Raw genomic sequence first — 16,667 nt, forward strand, 5'->3', positions numbered from 1 at the left:
TCATTAAGTGATGCGATGAGCCGAATCGAGACCGAGAGGTCTCTTTTTTTTATCTAAAAATGATATTCTAATAAAGGATGACGTGTAGAAATATCAAGAGAGTTTAGGTGAATAATATTGAAAGGATATATGAAGCAACTCACATTTATTGATAAGAAAAAGATAGATATTCGAAAAGGGTTACGTCAAGGAATGCTCATGTTCATTCCTTTGCTATATGGGCTATTGTTTAATGATTTTCCTTCAGCATTACTCATATCGATTGGGACACTCGCACATGTTTATGCCTTTGATTGGACATTTACCTCACGCATGCGTATCGTGTCATTGACGTCATTTAGTTTTGTCATTGCGATGATGCTAGGTACTTTGACGTCTGGGAATCCCATTGTGTTTGCGATTTTTTTACTTGTCTTTTCGGTCATTCCGTATTATATTTTTACGACGCTCAATGTACCAGGACCGTCTTCTACTTTTTTTATCATTGCTTATAGTCTGTCTTTAGTCATGCCGCAACAGCCGGAAGAATTTTTATATCGCGGCGCCATGGTGGGGGTTGGGGGGTTACTATCACTCATCGTTATTGTAGTAGATCATTTGTTGAAACGTGATACTCATGAAGCGAATGCGATTAAAAATGAGTACCAACTATTACAAAAGTTGGTGCAACAGTTTAATGACCAAGCACAATTTAATGATTTAACGAAAGTCGCGGTTAAGACGTTTATAGCGACTTCCGAAACTTTAAACACGACAGGCTCATCTTTACAAAAACGGTCTGTCGCTTATCAAAGAGCAGTGCTATTACATCAATGGGCAGAAGGGGTCTATTCAGAACTGCTGGAATTGAACGCAAAAGGTATTCGTCCGATGCCCTCAGTGATCAAAGATATGATAGACCATGTCAGCAATGCGGTTGTTCATCCAAATGAAAAACGTAAAATGTGGAGAAAACGTATTGAAATTGACGGGAAATTTGATGAGTTAGTGATGTTGATATTTAAAATAGATGAAACATTAGCTTCTACAGACATTAAAGTGAAAGAGAATATAGAAATTCGTTCGCCTCAGTATAAACATCGTCTTCTCAATCATCTCACACCTGAATCAGCTGCTTTTGTGGCGACAATGAAATATTCATTAATTATGGGTGTATCTATCTTAGTCGCGCTTGTATTTAATCTTGAACGTGCGTATTGGGTGCCTTTAAGTGCACATACAGTGCTTATCGGTGTTACCAATGTTGCGAGTCTACAGCGAGCGTTGGCTCGTTGGCTTGGTACAATGGTCGGTGTGATACTAACGGCCGGTTTTCTAAGTTTAGAGCCTCATATTGGTGTGGTGATTGTGTTACTTGCCTTAAGTGGAGCTTTGACTGAGGCCTTGGTAGGTGCAAATTATGCACTTGCGATGATTACCATTACATCCCAAGTTTTATTGCTTAGTGGGCTGGCGCAAGGTGTGTTTACGCCGATGATCGCGATACCTCGGTTTTTAGATACAACGGTAGGAGTTCTTATTGCTGTTATAGGGGTACTCCTAATTGGTCGTCATATTGCTTCGAAACATTTACCTATCATTATGGCAGATGTTGCACGTGTGGAAGCTCAAATCTTTCACTATGTATTCTCAAAGCAACAATATCCAAAAGTATTCAAAGGATATAACCCACGTAAAGATAAATTACGTATGAAACTAAAAGTTGAAAATATGGAGATGATGTATACGCGCGCTTACGGTGAAATCTCTTCGAATCATAAGCGAACGCAGTATTACTATCCTGCAATTTTCTTACTGCAACAAATTCACTTCAAACTCACTCAAATTTTACATGATGATCGTGGTGTTTATTTAGATGATCGCGCGTTAGGTGATTACTTGGTTGTCTTTGAAAACATTGCGAAATTATTTGAATGTGGGAAATATCATAATGAGGTGATTAATCTACCTGAACTAAAACATTATGTCCAATTGCGCCAGTTTTTAATGCAACTTCAAGAAATTGAACTATATGATTATCAAAATGAAAGAAATCCGCATTTATTAAAAGATTAAAAACGACTTAAACTATATGGCTACATAAAATACAAAAACCGTTTAACTCCTGCAGTTAAGGGGCTGAACGGTTTTTGTATTTTTAAGTACAAGTAGCTTCTATTTCTAGACTCTTCAGTAACTGTGTAGCATGTGCTTCCACTTCTTCCATTGGAATACCGCCAAATCCTAATACAAATTGTGGTGTGTGTGGTGTTGAATGATAACAATAGGCGGATAAAGGTTTTAAATCGATACGATGGCGTTGAAATTGTTTAAGACATTGGTCCTCGGTCCAGCCGTTTTTGATTGTTATTACGAAATGCATCCCTGTCATTTCACCCGAGATTTCGATATGCTCTGGGTACTCGCGCAGTATGGTAATCAGTTTGTCGCGCTTTTGACGATAGATTTTACGCATTCTGTTCAGATGACGTTCAAAATGATGTGATGCCATAAATTGACTGACCATATATTGTGTATGCCTTGGTACACTACCACCTTCTATATTTTGTGTCTGTTGATATTGCTTTTGAAGTGTTTCGGGTAAAACTGCATAGGCGATTCGAATGGAAGGGGCGATGGATTTTGAAAACGTACTGACATAAATGACGCTTCCTGATTGATCTAAACTTTGAAGTGCAGGAATGGGTTTTCCTTCATAGCGAAATTCTGAATCATAATCATCTTCAATGATATAGCGTGTGGGTGTGGCGTGTGCCCATTTCAACAAAGCGATTCGGCGTTTAAGTTTCATCGTGACACCGGTCGGGAATTGGTGACTCGGTGTGATATAGACCACATCTTTTTCACCATGATGATCATCAACGTGCAAACCATCATGATGTACTTGAAGAAATGAATAATGAATGTGTTTTCGTTTTAACAATTGATGGACTTGAGGATACAAGGGATCTTCTAAGAGATAATGACTTTTGGGTGATAAGAGATCCGTAATAATCGATAAAATTTGATCGGTTGATGATTCAACAATGACTTGTTCAGGTGTGGCTTGGACACCGCGACTATGGAAAAGATAGTGACTGATTTCTTTGCGTAAGGCATACTCTCCTTGTTTATGTCCTGTTTCAACGAGATGGTGTTGTAAATCTTCAAATGCTTCTTTGGCAAACTTTCTTAAAATAGCAAATGGAAAGTGTGCTTGATCAATCGCGCCTAATTGAAAGCGATATTGGTAAGAAATGGCATTCTGGGAAGATGCTTGAAATGTGACGGGTGTTTTTGACGGTCTAGCGATAAAGGGTAAGGATTCGATATCACTTACATAATATCCAGATTTTGGTTTACTCACGATAAATCCTTCATCAATCAACTGTAAATAAGCATGTTCAATGGTCGTTTGACTCACTGACAAATATTGGCTTAAATGCCGTTTAGAAGGAAGTTTCTCACCTTCACGTAACGTACCTTCGATTATACTTTCTTTAATATTGTCATAAAGCTGTATATAAATGGGTTGATTACGTTTTTTATCTATATGAAACATCAGCATTTCCATGTCTATCACTCCAAACTGACCACTTTAATTTGTTTATTTCTGACTCTTTTATAGGTTCAGATTATAGTATAAGCTACTCTTGTATATTCGAAAAGGGGGCAATATTCATATGTCTAAACAAGTAGGTTCAGATCGCGTTAAACGCGGTATGGCAGAAATGCAAAAAGGCGGCGTAATCATGGATGTGGTTAACGCTGAACAAGCTAAAATTGCGGAAGAAGCAGGTGCTGTAGCAGTTATGGCACTTGAACGTGTGCCATCTGACATCAGAGCAGCTGGTGGCGTGGCACGTGCATGTAATCCTAAAATCGTAGAAGAAGTTATGAATGCAGTATCTATTCCAGTTATGGCGAAATGTCGTATTGGTCATATTACAGAAGCTCGCGTTTTAGAAGCAATGGGTGTCGACTATATCGACGAATCTGAAGTATTAACGCCTGCGGATGAAGTATTCCACCTTAAGAAGAGTGATTATACTGTCCCATTTGTATGTGGATGTCGTAATTTAGGTGAAGCGGCACGTCGAATTGGTGAAGGTGCTGCGATGTTACGTACGAAAGGTGAACCAGGTACAGGAAATATTGTTGAAGCAGTACGTCACATGCGTCAAGTGAATCAAGAAGTGAACCGCATCACTGTGATGAGCGACGATGAGTTAATGACAGAAGCGAAAAACTTAGGCGCACCATACGATGTTCTAAAAATCATTAAATCAACAGGACGTCTTCCAGTTGTTAACTTTGCGGCTGGTGGTGTAGCGACACCTCAAGATGCAGCGTTAATGATGGAATTAGGTGCGGATGGTGTCTTTGTAGGTTCAGGTATTTTCAAATCTGAGGATCCTGAAACATTCGCAAAAGCAATTGTTCAAGCAACAACACATTACCAAGATTACGAATTAATTGGTAAATTAGCGAAGGAACTTGGCACAGCAATGAAAGGATTAGATATTAATTCCCTTTCATTAGAAGAACGTATGCAAGAGCGTGGTTGGTAAGATGAAAATAGGTGTACTCGCTTTACAAGGTGCTGTACGTGAACATATTCGTCATATTGAAGAGAGTGGTCATGAAGGCATTTACGTAAAAAAAGTAGAACAATTAAATGATATCGATGGTTTGATTATTCCAGGTGGCGAGTCAACGACGTTACGTCGTCTAATGACTTTATATGGTTTTAAAGAAGCCCTTCAACAATCGGAGTTACCGATGTTTGGCACCTGTGCTGGGTTAATTGTTCTTGCAAAAGATATCGTTGGAGAAGAAGGATACCTTCAAAAGCTCGATATTACCGTTGAACGTAATTCATTTGGTCGCCAAGTAGATAGTTTTGAAGCAGACTTAACGATTAAAGGCATCGAGGCGCCTGTTGAAGGTGTGTTTATCCGTGCACCACATATTCAATCTGTTGAAGATACAGTAGATGTGCTTGGCATCATTGATAACAAAATCATTGCAGTGCGTCAAGGGAAGTATTTAGGTGTGTCTTTTCATCCGGAACTGACTGATGATTACAGTATTATTGATTATTTCATCAATGACATTGTAGCCAAAGCCTAAATATGTTCGTTTACATTTAAAAATAGTTTAGCGCATCATCTTTTTATGGTTACTTTCATTATTAAGGTGATAGCGCTTGTGAAATATAAAAAATCGGGCTGGTGATATGATAATACATATCATCAGCCCGATTTATGTTGTCATGTCTTTTATCGGCTACCGCTCAAAAATTGTAGGTTGTCTTGTATTTATATTTAAATAAAGAATCCTGCAATAGTAGCTGAAATAAATGATACAAGTGTTGCACCGAATAATAATTTAAGACCGAAGCGGGCAACCACGTCACCTTTTTCGTCATTTAAAGATTTAATTGCACCAGAAATGATACCGATAGAACTAAAGTTAGCGAATGATACTAAGAATACAGATACAATACCTAATGCACGTTCTGATAATCCGTTCGCTTTACCTAATTCTGTCATTGCGACGAATTCATTCGATAATAATTTTGTTGCCATAATTGATCCCGCATCCACTGCATCACTCCATGGAATACCCGTTAAGAAGGCAAGTGGGGCGAAAACAAAACCAATTAATGTTTGGAAGTTCCAATCTAATGTACCACCAGAAACATTGTGGATAATGCCACCAATCGTACTATTTAAGAATGTAATTAACGCAATATAACCAATTAACATTGCACCAACAATCACTGCTACTTTGAAACCATCTAAAATATATTCGCCTAACATTTCAAAGAATGATTGTTGTTTTTTCTCTTCTTCAATTAATAATTTGTCATCTTTTTCATTTACTTTGTAAGGGTTTACAATTGACGCTACAATGAAACCACCAAATAAGTTTAAGACGACTGCTGTTACGACATATTCAGGTTTAACCATCGTGAAGTATGCCCCAATAATTGATGCTGATACAGTAGACATCGCTGACGCTGTTAATGTATATAAACGATGTTTTGGTATATATGGAAGTTGTTTTTTTAGTGAAATGAATACTTCAGATTGCCCTAAGATCGCTGAAGCAACAGCATTGTAAGATTCTAAACGTCCCATGCCATTCACTTTTGAAATTAAAAACCCTAAAACATTAATAATTACAGGTAAAATTTTGAGATACTGTAAAATACCAATTAACGCTGAAATGAAAACGATAGGAAGTAATACATTTAAGAAAAATGACATTGCACCATCGTTAGCTAATCCACCAAATACGAAATTCACACCTTCAGCGGCTTGTTTCAATAAGTATTCAAACCCTTTTGCAATGCCTCCAACAATGGTAATACCAATAGTAGTCTTTAATAAAATAAAGGCTAAAATAGTTTGGATGACTAACATTAAACCAATGTAATGCCAGCGAACATTTTTCTTGTCAGAACTTGCAACCCAAGCCAATGCCAAAAACACAAGTATCCCGACTATCCCAATTAAAATGTGCATGAAATAAACACCTCTGTCTAATTTATAAATATTTACTAAGACTATCATACACCAAATATGTAAGCAGTAACATAACAATTTTATGTCACTTATAATCAAATTGGTTGAAAAAGGTCAAACCAACTTTTATAATATAGTCAAAGATGGTCAAAAGAGGTGATACCATGCATAATATGTCTGACATCATAGAACAGTACATTAAGCAATTATTTGAAGAAACGAAAGATGATGTCGTTGAAATTCAGCGCGCCAATATCGCACAACGATTTGATTGCGTACCATCTCAGCTGAATTATGTAATTAAAACACGTTTTACGAATGAACACGGTTACGAAATTGAAAGTAAGCGTGGGGGTGGCGGATATATTCGAATTACTAAGATTGAAACAAAAGATCACGCCTCATATATTAAACGTTTAATGGACTTAATCGGTCCATCTATATCTCAACAACAAGCCTATTATATTATTGATGGCTTATTAGATAATCAACTGATTACTGAACGTGAAGCGAAATTAATTGCTGCAGTTGTCGATAGAGAAACATTAACGATGGATGTCGCATCAAGAGATATCATTCGTGCTAATATTTTAAAACGATTACTTCCAGTCATAAATTATTACTAGAAGGTGATGCTATGACACAATATGAACTGAAATTAACGCAACCCCGTCAGCATAAACGTAATACAGATATGCTGAAACAAGACGGTATTCAGAATCAAGCTGATGATTGGCAACAAGGTGAAGATGTTGAAGGAACGTTTGTTGTTCAACAAATTTTACAACATCTTGCAGCAAAGTATGGGATTAATGTGGATCAACTTGTATATCGTGAGGAAAAACGATGTCCGACATGTCAAATGTCGCTTAAAGATATCGCCCATGTTGGAAAGTTTGGTTGTCATGATTGTTATGCCACATTTAAAGATGATGTTTATGACATTGTCCGACGCGTACAAGGTGGTCATACAACGCATTCTGGGAAATATCCACTGTCTTCACACCGTAAGCGCGCGTTAAAACAACAAATTGAATCTAAACGTGACACGCTTCAACAACTAGTCGAAGCTCAAGAGTTTGAGCAAGCTGCGGTGGTCCGTGATGAAATAAAAGCGCTTGAAGCAGCGCAAAGCGAGGTGTCTCACGATGACTGATCATCTTGAACATCATATGAGTGGTTGGTTACAAGCATCAAACACGTCACCAGTGGTGATGTCATCTCGTATTCGCTTAGCACGTAACCTTGAAAACTATGTGCATCCGCTCATGTTTCCATCTGAAGAAGAAGGGCATCGCGTCATCAATGAAGTGCAAGATGCATTATCCAGCTTGAAAGTTGTACGGCTTGATGAATTAGACCAACAAAATAAGTACAAATTAGTGGCCAAACATTTGATTAGCCCTGAATTAACTAAGCAACCGGCGTCAGCAGTTTTACTCAATGAAGATGAGTCCGTCAGCGTGATGGTAAATGAAGAAGATCACATTCGTATTCAAGTGATGGGGAAAGATTTGTCACTGAATGACCTATATGAAAAAGCATCTGCAATTGACGACGAACTCGACGCGGCAACTGCGATTAGTTATGACGATGATTTAGGTTATTTAACGACATGTCCTACAAATGTAGGAACTGGGATGAGAGCGAGTGTCATGCTCCATTTACCAGGGTTATCCATTATGAAGCGTATGTCACGTATTGCACAATCCATTAACCGTTTTGGTTTTACAATCCGAGGTATTTACGGTGAAGGCTCACAAGTGTATGGCCATGTGTACCAAGTTTCAAATCAACTGACACTCGGCAAAAGTGAACAAGAAATCATCGAAGCTTTAACAGAACTCGTACAACAAATTATTAATGAAGAATTAGAGTTTAGAACGCGTTTACACACGCACAAAGAAACCGAAACACTCGACCGTATTTATCGCTCGTTAGGCATTTTAAAATACAGTCAGTTAATTTCAGTAGAAGAAGCATCATATCGTTTGAGCGACATTAAACTTGGTGTTGATTTAGGCATTTTAGATATGGACGATTTTCAATTTGATGAATTAATGATTGCCATTCAATCGCCATTTCTCATCGATGATGATGAAACACAATCTATAGAAGCTAAAAGAGCAGAAATATTACGAACACACATATAAGGAGGTTCGATTATGTTATTTGGAAGACTTACAGAACGTGCGCAACGCGTGTTAGCACATGCGCAAGAAGAAGCAATTCGACTGAATCATTCAAATATTGGAACAGAACATTTATTACTTGGTTTAATGAAAGAACCAGAAGGCATAGCAGCTAAAGTTTTAGAAAGCTTTGATATCACTGAAGAAAAAGTAGTAGCTGAAGTTGAAAAATTGATTGGCCACGGCCAGGATAGTATGGGCACGCTTCATTACACGCCTAGAGCCAAAAAAGTAATTGAGCTTTCAATGGATGAAGCACGCAAATTACAACATAACTTTGTAGGCACAGAACATATTTTACTTGGATTAATCCGTGAAAATGAAGGTGTTGCGGCACGTGTCTTTGCGAATTTAGATTTAAATATTACGAAAGCACGCGCGCAAGTTGTGAAAGCGTTAGGTAATCCTGAGATGTCCAACAAAAATGCACAAGCGACTAAATCTAATAATACACCGACATTAGATGGTTTGGCCCGTGATTTAACAGTCATTGCTAAAGACGGTACGCTAGATCCTGTCGTTGGGCGTACGAAAGAGATTACACGTGTCATTGAAGTATTAAGTCGCCGTACGAAAAACAATCCAGTGCTTATCGGTGAACCTGGTGTGGGTAAAACTGCAATTGCAGAAGGCCTTGCGCAAGCGATTGTGAACAATGAAGTGCCTGAAACGTTAAAAGACAAACGTGTCATGTCTTTAGATATGGGGACAGTTGTAGCGGGTACGAAATATCGCGGTGAATTTGAAGAACGTTTGAAAAAAGTGATGGAAGAAATTCATCAAGCAGGCAATGTCATTTTATTTATTGACGAATTGCACACGTTAATTGGCGCGGGTGGTGCTGAAGGAGCTATTGATGCTTCTAACATTTTAAAACCTGCACTTGCGCGTGGTGAATTACAATGTATCGGTGCTACAACGTTAGATGAGTACCGTAAACATATTGAAAAAGATGCAGCTTTAGAACGTCGTTTCCAACCTGTTCAAGTTGATGAACCAAGTGTTGAAGACACGATTAAAATTTTAAAAGGTTTACGTGACCGCTATGAAGCACATCATCGCATCAACATCTCGGATGAAGGGATTGAAGCGGCAGCGAAATTAAGCGATCGTTATGTACAAGATCGTTTCTTACCTGATAAAGCCATCGATTTAATCGATGAAGCAAGTTCTAAAGTACGTTTACGCCACCACACAACACCTACCAATTTAAAAGAAATTGAGCAACAAATTGAACAAGTGAAAAAAGAAAAAGATGCAGCTGTACACGCACAAGAATTCGAAAATGCAGCGAATTTACGTGATAAACAAACAAAACTAGAAACACAATATGAAGAAGCGAAAAACGAATGGAAAAACAACCAAGGTGGTCAACATACAACCTTAAATGCTGAAGATATTTCTGAAGTTATTGCAGGTTGGACAGGCATTCCGTTAACACGCTTAAATGAGACGGAATCAGAACGCTTACTCCACCTCGAAGACACACTTCATGAACGCGTGATAGGTCAAAAAGACGCCGTTACTGCAATCTCTAAAGCAGTACGTCGTGCACGTGCAGGTCTTAAAGATCCGAAGCGTCCAATCGGTAGTTTTATCTTCTTAGGGCCTACTGGTGTGGGTAAAACAGAACTTGCGCGTGCCTTAGCTGAGACAATGTTTGGTGAAGAAGATGCGATGATTCGTGTTGATATGAGCGAGTTCATGGAAAAACACGCCGTAAGTCGATTAGTCGGAGCACCTCCTGGATATGTAGGACATGATGATGGTGGACAACTAACTGAAAAAGTACGTCGTAAACCGTATTCAGTTATCTTATTTGATGAAATTGAAAAAGCACATCCAGATGTCTTTAACATTTTGTTACAAGTTTTAGATGACGGACATCTTACAGATACAAAAGGACGTCGTGTCGATTTTAGAAACACAGTCATCATTATGACTTCCAATGTCGGCGCACAAGAACTTCAAGATCAACGTTTTGCCGGATTCGGTGGTCAAGGTGGCGGTGAAGATTACGAAACGATTCGTAAAACAATGATGAAAGAATTAAAAAATGCATTCCGCCCAGAATTTTTAAACCGTGTGGACGATACGATTGTCTTCCATAAATTAAGCCAAGAAGAATTAAAAGAAATTGTAACAATGATGGTAAACAAATTAACGACACGTTTATCTGAACAAAACATCAATATTAAAGTTACAGATGTTGCTAAAGATCAAATTGCTTATGAAGGCTATGATCCTGAATATGGGGCACGACCACTTATTCGTGCGATTCAAAAAACAGTTGAAGATAACTTAAGTGAATTGATTTTAGAAGGTAAAGAATTAGATGGAAAAGATGTGACGGTGGATTATGATGGAAAATCATTCCAATATGACATTCAAGGCCGTGACACATCAACAGAAGATAAAAATGAAGTAACATCTTAATCGTTAGTTAAACAGATAGAGGTTAGAACATGTAGGTCGTGTTCTAGCCTCTTTTGTTTAATGTGTGCCATGATTTCAGTGTGTGAGGAAGGTTAATGCAAATAGGGTGCTTAGATTCCTAATTTTTTAGATACTTCATTTGTCAGATTGCGGGGACAAGTATAAAATAGATTTGTTATAGCTAAATAAGGAGGCGACAACGTGGCCAAAAAAAAGATTACATTTGAGTGTACTGCATGCGGATACCAGTCTCCAAAATGGATGGGGAAATGCCCAAATTGCGGTGCATGGAATTCAATGGAAGAATCATTGGAACAAAAAACAGCTCACCCTAAACATGGCGTGCGTGCGCAAAAAACACATGCAAAAGTGCAAACATTAAATGAAATTAAAAATGAACAGACACCACGTATTCTTACTAAAAGTGAAGAATTTAACCGTGTGCTTGGAGGCGGAATTGTTCAAGGTTCTCTCGTGCTCATCGGGGGCGATCCAGGTATCGGTAAATCAACACTCCTCCTTCAAATGTGTGCTGCGTTATCTAAAACTAAGAAAGTACTTTATATTACCGGTGAAGAATCGCTAAATCAAACGAAACTACGCGCCGACCGTTTAGATGAAGATGCTAGTGCACTCAATGTGTTTGCAGAAACGGATCTTGAAGTCATTCATGATGCAGTAAAAAAAGTGGAACCTGAGTTAATCGTTGTAGATTCCATTCAAACCATTTATCACCCAGAAATCAGTTCTGCACCGGGGTCAGTATCTCAAGTGAGGGAGAGTACACAAAGCCTCATGCATATTGCCAAACAAATGAATATCGCTACATTTATCGTTGGACACGTTACGAAAGAAGGCCAAATTTCGGGTCCTCGATTGTTAGAACATATGGTGGATACTGTGCTCTATTTTGAAGGCGATGCACATCATGCATATCGCATTTTGCGTGCGGTGAAGAACCGGTTTGGTTCTACAAATGAAATGGGAATATTTGAAATGAAACAATCAGGTTTAAAAAGCGTGCCGAATCCGTCTGAAATGTTTTTAGAAGAACGCTCTACAAATGTACCAGGTTCTACGATTGTGGCAACAATGGAAGGAACCCGTCCGTTACTGATTGAAGTGCAAGCTTTAGTCACACCAACAACTTTTAACAATCCTAGACGAATGGCTACAGGTATAGATCATAATCGCCTAAGTTTGTTAATGGCTGTTTTAGAGAAAAAAGAAGGGTATTTACTCCAGCAACAAGATGCATATATTAAAGTAGCAGGTGGTGTCAAATTAAGTGAACCCGCTGTTGATTTAGGTATCATTATTGCGACAGCTTCGAGTTTTAAAGATCAAGCTGTTGATGGATTAGATTGTTTTATAGGTGAAGTAGGTTTAACCGGGGAAGTGCGCAGAGTCTCCCGTATTGAACAAAGGGTTCAAGAAGCGGCAAAGTTGGGATTCAAACGCGTCATTATTCCGAAAACCAATATCGGTGGGTGGACATTCCCAGAAAATATAGAAGTAATCGGTGTGTCTTCAACAAATGAAGCATTAAAGCATGCCTTAAAACAAAGATAAAAAGGAGGCTTAGAATGGACTTTGTGAAATTTCTAGTGGTTATCTCGTATATGATTATTGGCAGTGTAGTAGGAATATTTTTAATTCCTGAGTTACTTGTTGATTTTCATGTCAATCATCCACCTATTCTAGATAATAATTATGTGACAGCATTTATTGGTATGGTCGTTTTCTTTCTTATATTTGGTTGGTTTATACCGCGCATCGCCAATATGCTGAAAAATATAGAACAATTTATTTTAAGTTACAGTGCAATAGAGATCATTTTCGCAACAATAGGATTGTTTACAGGATTAACAATTTCAGTCATGATTTCATTTATTTTAGAATTTATCGGTACGAATTTTATCAATCGCATTGTACCGCTTATCATTACGTTATTACTCGGTTACCTCGGGTTTCAATTTGGTTTGAAAAAACTTGACGAAATGCTTCTGTTTTTACCAGAAAACATGGCGCGTTCAATGTCCATTAACGCTCGGAATGCAGTGCCTAAAATCATTGACACTAGTGCCATTATTGATGGACGCATCTATAAAATTATGGAAGCAGGCTTTATTGATGGTGAGATTTTAATTCCTCAAGGCGTCATCAATGAACTTCAAGTCGTTGCCGATGCCAATGACAGTATTAAACGCGATAAGGGGCGTAGAGGTTTAGAAATTTTAAATGCGATACATGACTCCAAACACCCGACGCGTATTATTTATCCTCAAAAAAGTCATCATGATATTGATGACCTCATTGTGAAGTTAGCGCAACACTTTCGTGCGCATGTTATTACAACAGATTACAATTTAAATCGGGTTTGTGCGATTCAAGATATTAAAGTACTCAATGTAAATGATTTATCTGATGCGATAAAACCAGAAGTACATCAAGGTGATCGTTTTGAATTGATGATCACGAAAGTTGGTAAGGAACCTGGTCAAGGGGTAGGGTATTTTGAAGATGGCACGATGGTTGTGGTTGATGATGCGAAACAACATATCAATGAGACTTTAGAATTAGAAGTGATTAGTATGCTTCAAACTGCGTCAGGTCGTATTATTTTTGCTAAAAAGGTGGAGGAATAAGCATGCAAAGTTATCACGTTATTATTCCAGCAGCAGGTAAAGGTACACGTATGAAACGTGAATTTAATAAATTGTTCATTAAATTAGAAACGATGACAATACTTGAACATACGCTTACAGCTTTTCAATCGGATGCAGCGTGTAAAGGAATTTATTTAGCGATTCATCCTAGAGACCGTGAGCGTATGACGGCCATTTGTGCGCGGTTTGATAAAATTAAGGCGATAGTAGATGGTGGCGATACACGTCAAGAGAGTATTTATAACGCACTTAAACAATGTCATTTAGATGCTCAAGATGTTGTGTTTGTTCATGATGGCGCACGTCCTTTTATCTCACATCACATCATCCGTCAATTAAGTGAGGGTGTTCGTGAGTATGGTGCAGCTATAGTCGGTGTGAAAGCGAAAGATACGATTAAAGTCGTTGAAAGAGGCATGGTTGTTCAGACTTTAAATCGTGCGTTATTGTGGCAAGTGCAAACACCTCAAGGTGCAACATATGATATGTTGATGAAGGCGTATGACAAGGCAGACCAAGAGCATTTTGAAGGGACAGACGATGCGTCGCTATTAGAAAATGCAGGACAAGCTATACATATTGTTGAAGGTGAATATGACAATATTAAAATAACGACTGAAGAGGACTTATGGGTAGGTCGCGCATTTTTAGAGAAAAGGAGAAATCAACATGTTTAGAGTAGGGTTAGGTTATGACGTACATGCGTTTGATGAACATAGACCATTGATCATTGGTGGGATTGAAGTACCACATACGAAAGGACTCAAAGGACATAGCGATGCGGACGTGTTATTACATGCGATTACAGATGCGATGTTAGGTGCGTGTGCTTTAGGAGATATTGGTAAGTTATTCCCAGACACGGATCCAGCATTTAAAGATGCAGATTCAAAACAATTACTTGTTGAGGCTTATGCTGCAGTAAAAAAAGAAGGTTTCATCATGAATAATGTTGATGCAACTATTATTGCCGAAAAACCTAAATTCCGACCGCACATCGATACGATGCGTCAAGTGATTGCAGATTTATTCGATGTGGAGATTGGGGGCGTTAATGTTAAGGCGACTACGAGTGAAAAGCTAGGATTTACAGGGCGTGAAGAAGGTATCGCAGCACAAGCCATTGTCTCTTTGACACAAAAATAGTGCGCTTAAATTTATAAAATTTTAGATTTTAGTTTCGGTGTCACATGCTATAATAGAAATATTGAAAATGAAAACAGGAGTGAACAAGATGAGTAACCGAGTAAGAGTAAGATATGCACCAAGTCCAACAGGCTACTTGCATATTGGTAATGCACGTACTGCATTATTTAACTATTTATTCGCTAAACATTATGATGGAGACTTTGTGATTCGTATTGAAGATACAGATACGAAACGTAATCTAGAAGATGGCGAAACGTCTCAGTTTGATAACTTAAAATGGTTAGGATTAGATTGGGATGAATCTGTAGATCAAGATAAAGGCTACGGTCCTTACCGCCAATCTGAACGTGGCCACATTTATCAACCGTTAATTGATCAATTATTAGCTGAAGATAAAGCGTATAAATGTTATATGACTGAAGAAGAATTAGAAGCAGAACGTGAAGCGCAAATTGCACGCGGAGAAATGCCACGTTATGGTGGTCAACATGCGCATTTAACTGAAGATGAGCGTCAACAATTTGAAGCGGAAGGACGTCAACCTTCAATCCGTTTCCGTGTACCTCAAAATAAAACATATCGATTTGAGGATATGGTTAAAGGCGATGTTTCATTTGAATCTGATAATTTTGGCGATTGGGTTATCGTTAAAAAAGATGGTATTCCAACATACAACTTTGCGGTTGCTGTCGATGATCATTATATGGAAATCTCAGACGTTATTCGCGGAGATGATCACATCTCTAACACGCCTAAACAATTAATGATTTATGAGGCATTTGGTTGGGAGCCACCACGTTTTGGACATATGACATTGATTGTAAATGAGCAACGTAAAAAATTAAGTAAACGTGATGGACAAATTTTACAGTTCATAGAACAATATCGTGATTTAGGCTATTTACCAGAAGCGTTATTTAATTTTATTGGTTTATTAGGTTGGTCTCCTGAAGGTGAAGAAGAAATCTTTAGTAAGGATGAATTTATTAAGATTTTCACTGAGAAACGTTTATCAAAATCGCCTGCCTTTTTCGATAAACAAAAGTTAGAATGGATAAACAATCAATATATGAAAGAAAAAGATACAGATACGGTATTTGAAATGACATTACCGCATATGATTAAAGCAGGTCTATTACCAGGATCTCCTTCTGAAGCAGAGTTAGATTGGGGACGTAAGCTCGTAGCATTGTATCAAGAGCAAATGAGTTATGCAGGCGAAATCGTACCTTTATCAGAATTATTCTTCCGAGATGAGAAAGAGTTAGATGAAGCGTCTCAAGAAGTATTGAATGGCGAACAAGTGCCTGAATTAATGCGCACATTGTATAGCAAACTTGAGGTATTAGAACCGTTTGAAGCAGCTGACATTAAGAAGACGATTAAAGCTGTACAAAAAGAAACAGGTATAAAAGGGAAACAACTCTTTATGCCAATTCGTGTGGCCGTGACTGGTCAAATGCATGGTCCGGAATTACCAAATACAATGGAAGTATTAGGTAAAGAGAAAGTGTTAACGCGTTTAAAACAATTATTGTAAAGCTTTTATTAGCCCGAATAGACAATTACATGGTTTCATAGATGTGTAAGTTTTTTAACTTGCAATCAATGTACAAATAGCATACGATTAGAGTGATTTTAAACATAAAGGATAAGTAAGCAAATGCTGTGTTTCAGAGAGTGTACGGTTGCTGCGAGTACACCACGAA

Annotated in this window: 14 protein-coding genes; 12 read left to right on the forward strand and 2 right to left on the reverse strand. The window is 38.1% G+C overall.

Going from position 1 to position 16,667, the window contains the following annotated elements; translation table 11 throughout:
- The first annotated feature begins 129 nt into the window (after positions 1-129).
- Complete coding sequence (locus tag G8Y85_RS09215) at positions 130-2,055, forward strand: FUSC family protein (RefSeq protein ID WP_165805737.1); 1,926 nt, start codon at positions 130-132, stop codon at positions 2,053-2,055.
- An 82-nt stretch (positions 2,056-2,137) separates the two neighbouring features.
- Here G8Y85_RS09215 and pdxR read toward each other — a convergent pair whose 3' ends face one another.
- On the reverse strand, positions 2,138-3,553 hold the full coding sequence (gene pdxR / locus G8Y85_RS09220) for a MocR-like pyridoxine biosynthesis transcription factor PdxR (RefSeq protein ID WP_165805738.1): 1,416 nt from the start codon (positions 3,551-3,553) through the stop codon (positions 2,138-2,140).
- A 109-nt stretch (positions 3,554-3,662) separates the two neighbouring features.
- Here pdxR and pdxS point away from each other — a divergent pair, with 109 nt between their 5' ends.
- Together pdxS and pdxT are read left to right on the forward strand one after the other, a co-directional pair.
- Positions 3,663-4,550: a pyridoxal 5'-phosphate synthase lyase subunit PdxS gene (pdxS, locus tag G8Y85_RS09225; RefSeq protein ID WP_037566292.1), complete on the forward strand. Its 888-nt coding sequence runs from the start codon at positions 3,663-3,665 to the stop codon at positions 4,548-4,550.
- A 1-nt stretch (position 4,551) separates the two neighbouring features.
- On the forward strand, positions 4,552-5,112 hold the full coding sequence (gene pdxT / locus G8Y85_RS09230; RefSeq protein ID WP_060552315.1) for a pyridoxal 5'-phosphate synthase glutaminase subunit PdxT: 561 nt from the start codon (positions 4,552-4,554) through the stop codon (positions 5,110-5,112).
- Positions 5,113-5,306: 194 nt separating this feature from the next.
- Here the strand turns inward: pdxT and G8Y85_RS09235 are convergent, their stop codons facing one another.
- Complete coding sequence (locus G8Y85_RS09235) at positions 5,307-6,512, reverse strand: NupC/NupG family nucleoside CNT transporter (RefSeq protein WP_085622206.1); 1,206 nt, start codon at positions 6,510-6,512, stop codon at positions 5,307-5,309.
- Between the two features lie 164 nt (positions 6,513-6,676).
- On the opposite strand from G8Y85_RS09235, the gene G8Y85_RS09240 reads away from it, so the two are divergent.
- The 9 genes from G8Y85_RS09240 (at position 6,677) to gltX (ending at position 16,498) form a co-directional block, all read left to right on the forward strand.
- On the forward strand, positions 6,677-7,138 hold the full coding sequence (locus G8Y85_RS09240) for a CtsR family transcriptional regulator (protein ID WP_037566295.1): 462 nt from the start codon (positions 6,677-6,679) through the stop codon (positions 7,136-7,138).
- Between the two features lie 11 nt (positions 7,139-7,149).
- Positions 7,150-7,668, forward strand: coding sequence for a UvrB/UvrC motif-containing protein (locus G8Y85_RS09245; protein ID WP_060552317.1), 519 nt, complete (start codon positions 7,150-7,152; stop codon positions 7,666-7,668).
- Positions 7,661-8,665 carry a protein arginine kinase gene (locus G8Y85_RS09250; RefSeq protein WP_085622202.1) on the forward strand — a complete coding sequence of 335 codons (1,005 nt, stop codon included), beginning with the start codon at positions 7,661-7,663 and terminating at the stop codon, positions 8,663-8,665. Before G8Y85_RS09245 ends, G8Y85_RS09250 begins: the two co-directional genes overlap by 8 nt.
- A gap of 12 nt (positions 8,666-8,677) precedes the next feature.
- Positions 8,678-11,140 carry an ATP-dependent Clp protease ATP-binding subunit gene (locus tag G8Y85_RS09255; protein ID WP_165805739.1) on the forward strand — a complete coding sequence of 821 codons (2,463 nt, stop codon included), beginning with the start codon at positions 8,678-8,680 and terminating at the stop codon, positions 11,138-11,140.
- Between the two features lie 201 nt (positions 11,141-11,341).
- A complete protein-coding gene (radA, locus tag G8Y85_RS09260; RefSeq protein WP_165805740.1) occupies positions 11,342-12,712 on the forward strand; it encodes a DNA repair protein RadA in 1,371 nt (456 codons plus the stop codon).
- A 14-nt stretch (positions 12,713-12,726) separates the two neighbouring features.
- Positions 12,727-13,788 (forward strand): PIN/TRAM domain-containing protein, encoded by a 1,062-nt coding sequence (locus G8Y85_RS09265; protein WP_165805741.1) that lies wholly within the window; start codon positions 12,727-12,729, stop codon positions 13,786-13,788.
- A gap of 2 nt (positions 13,789-13,790) precedes the next feature.
- Positions 13,791-14,486, forward strand: coding sequence for a 2-C-methyl-D-erythritol 4-phosphate cytidylyltransferase (ispD, locus tag G8Y85_RS09270; protein ID WP_060552321.1), 696 nt, complete (start codon positions 13,791-13,793; stop codon positions 14,484-14,486).
- On the forward strand, positions 14,479-14,955 hold the full coding sequence (ispF, locus tag G8Y85_RS09275) for a 2-C-methyl-D-erythritol 2,4-cyclodiphosphate synthase (protein WP_165805742.1): 477 nt from the start codon (positions 14,479-14,481) through the stop codon (positions 14,953-14,955). The genes ispD and ispF overlap by 8 nt, the downstream gene beginning before the upstream one ends.
- Before the next feature lie 88 nt (positions 14,956-15,043).
- A complete protein-coding gene (gene gltX / locus G8Y85_RS09280; RefSeq protein WP_107370765.1) occupies positions 15,044-16,498 on the forward strand; it encodes a glutamate--tRNA ligase in 1,455 nt (484 codons plus the stop codon).
- Positions 16,499-16,667: the final 169 nt, after the last annotated feature.

Origin of the sequence: Staphylococcus sp. 11007852 (assembly GCF_011394325.1) — a bacterium.
Taxonomy (GTDB): domain Bacteria; phylum Bacillota; class Bacilli; order Staphylococcales; family Staphylococcaceae; genus Staphylococcus; species Staphylococcus agnetis.

Bases quoted from the DNA above. Each gene is read 5' to 3' on its own strand.
- G8Y85_RS09250 (WP_085622202.1), top strand. From the start codon at position 7,661: ATGACTGATCATCTTGAACATCATATGAGTGGTTGGTTACAAGCATCA.
- pdxR (WP_165805738.1), bottom strand. From the start codon at position 3,553: ATGGAAATGCTGATGTTTCATATAGATAAAAAACGTAATCAACCCATT.
- G8Y85_RS09235 (WP_085622206.1), bottom strand. From the start codon at position 6,512: ATGCACATTTTAATTGGGATAGTCGGGATACTTGTGTTTTTGGCATTG.
- G8Y85_RS09215 (WP_165805737.1), top strand. From the start codon at position 130: ATGAAGCAACTCACATTTATTGATAAGAAAAAGATAGATATTCGAAAA.
- G8Y85_RS09265 (WP_165805741.1), top strand. From the start codon at position 12,727: ATGGACTTTGTGAAATTTCTAGTGGTTATCTCGTATATGATTATTGGC.
- ispD (WP_060552321.1), top strand. From the start codon at position 13,791: ATGCAAAGTTATCACGTTATTATTCCAGCAGCAGGTAAAGGTACACGT.
- G8Y85_RS09240 (WP_037566295.1), top strand. From the start codon at position 6,677: ATGCATAATATGTCTGACATCATAGAACAGTACATTAAGCAATTATTT.
- G8Y85_RS09245 (WP_060552317.1), top strand. From the start codon at position 7,150: ATGACACAATATGAACTGAAATTAACGCAACCCCGTCAGCATAAACGT.
- G8Y85_RS09255 (WP_165805739.1), top strand. From the start codon at position 8,678: ATGTTATTTGGAAGACTTACAGAACGTGCGCAACGCGTGTTAGCACAT.
- ispF (WP_165805742.1), top strand. From the start codon at position 14,479: ATGTTTAGAGTAGGGTTAGGTTATGACGTACATGCGTTTGATGAACAT.
- pdxT (WP_060552315.1), top strand. From the start codon at position 4,552: ATGAAAATAGGTGTACTCGCTTTACAAGGTGCTGTACGTGAACATATT.
- gltX (WP_107370765.1), top strand. From the start codon at position 15,044: ATGAGTAACCGAGTAAGAGTAAGATATGCACCAAGTCCAACAGGCTAC.
- pdxS (WP_037566292.1), top strand. From the start codon at position 3,663: ATGTCTAAACAAGTAGGTTCAGATCGCGTTAAACGCGGTATGGCAGAA.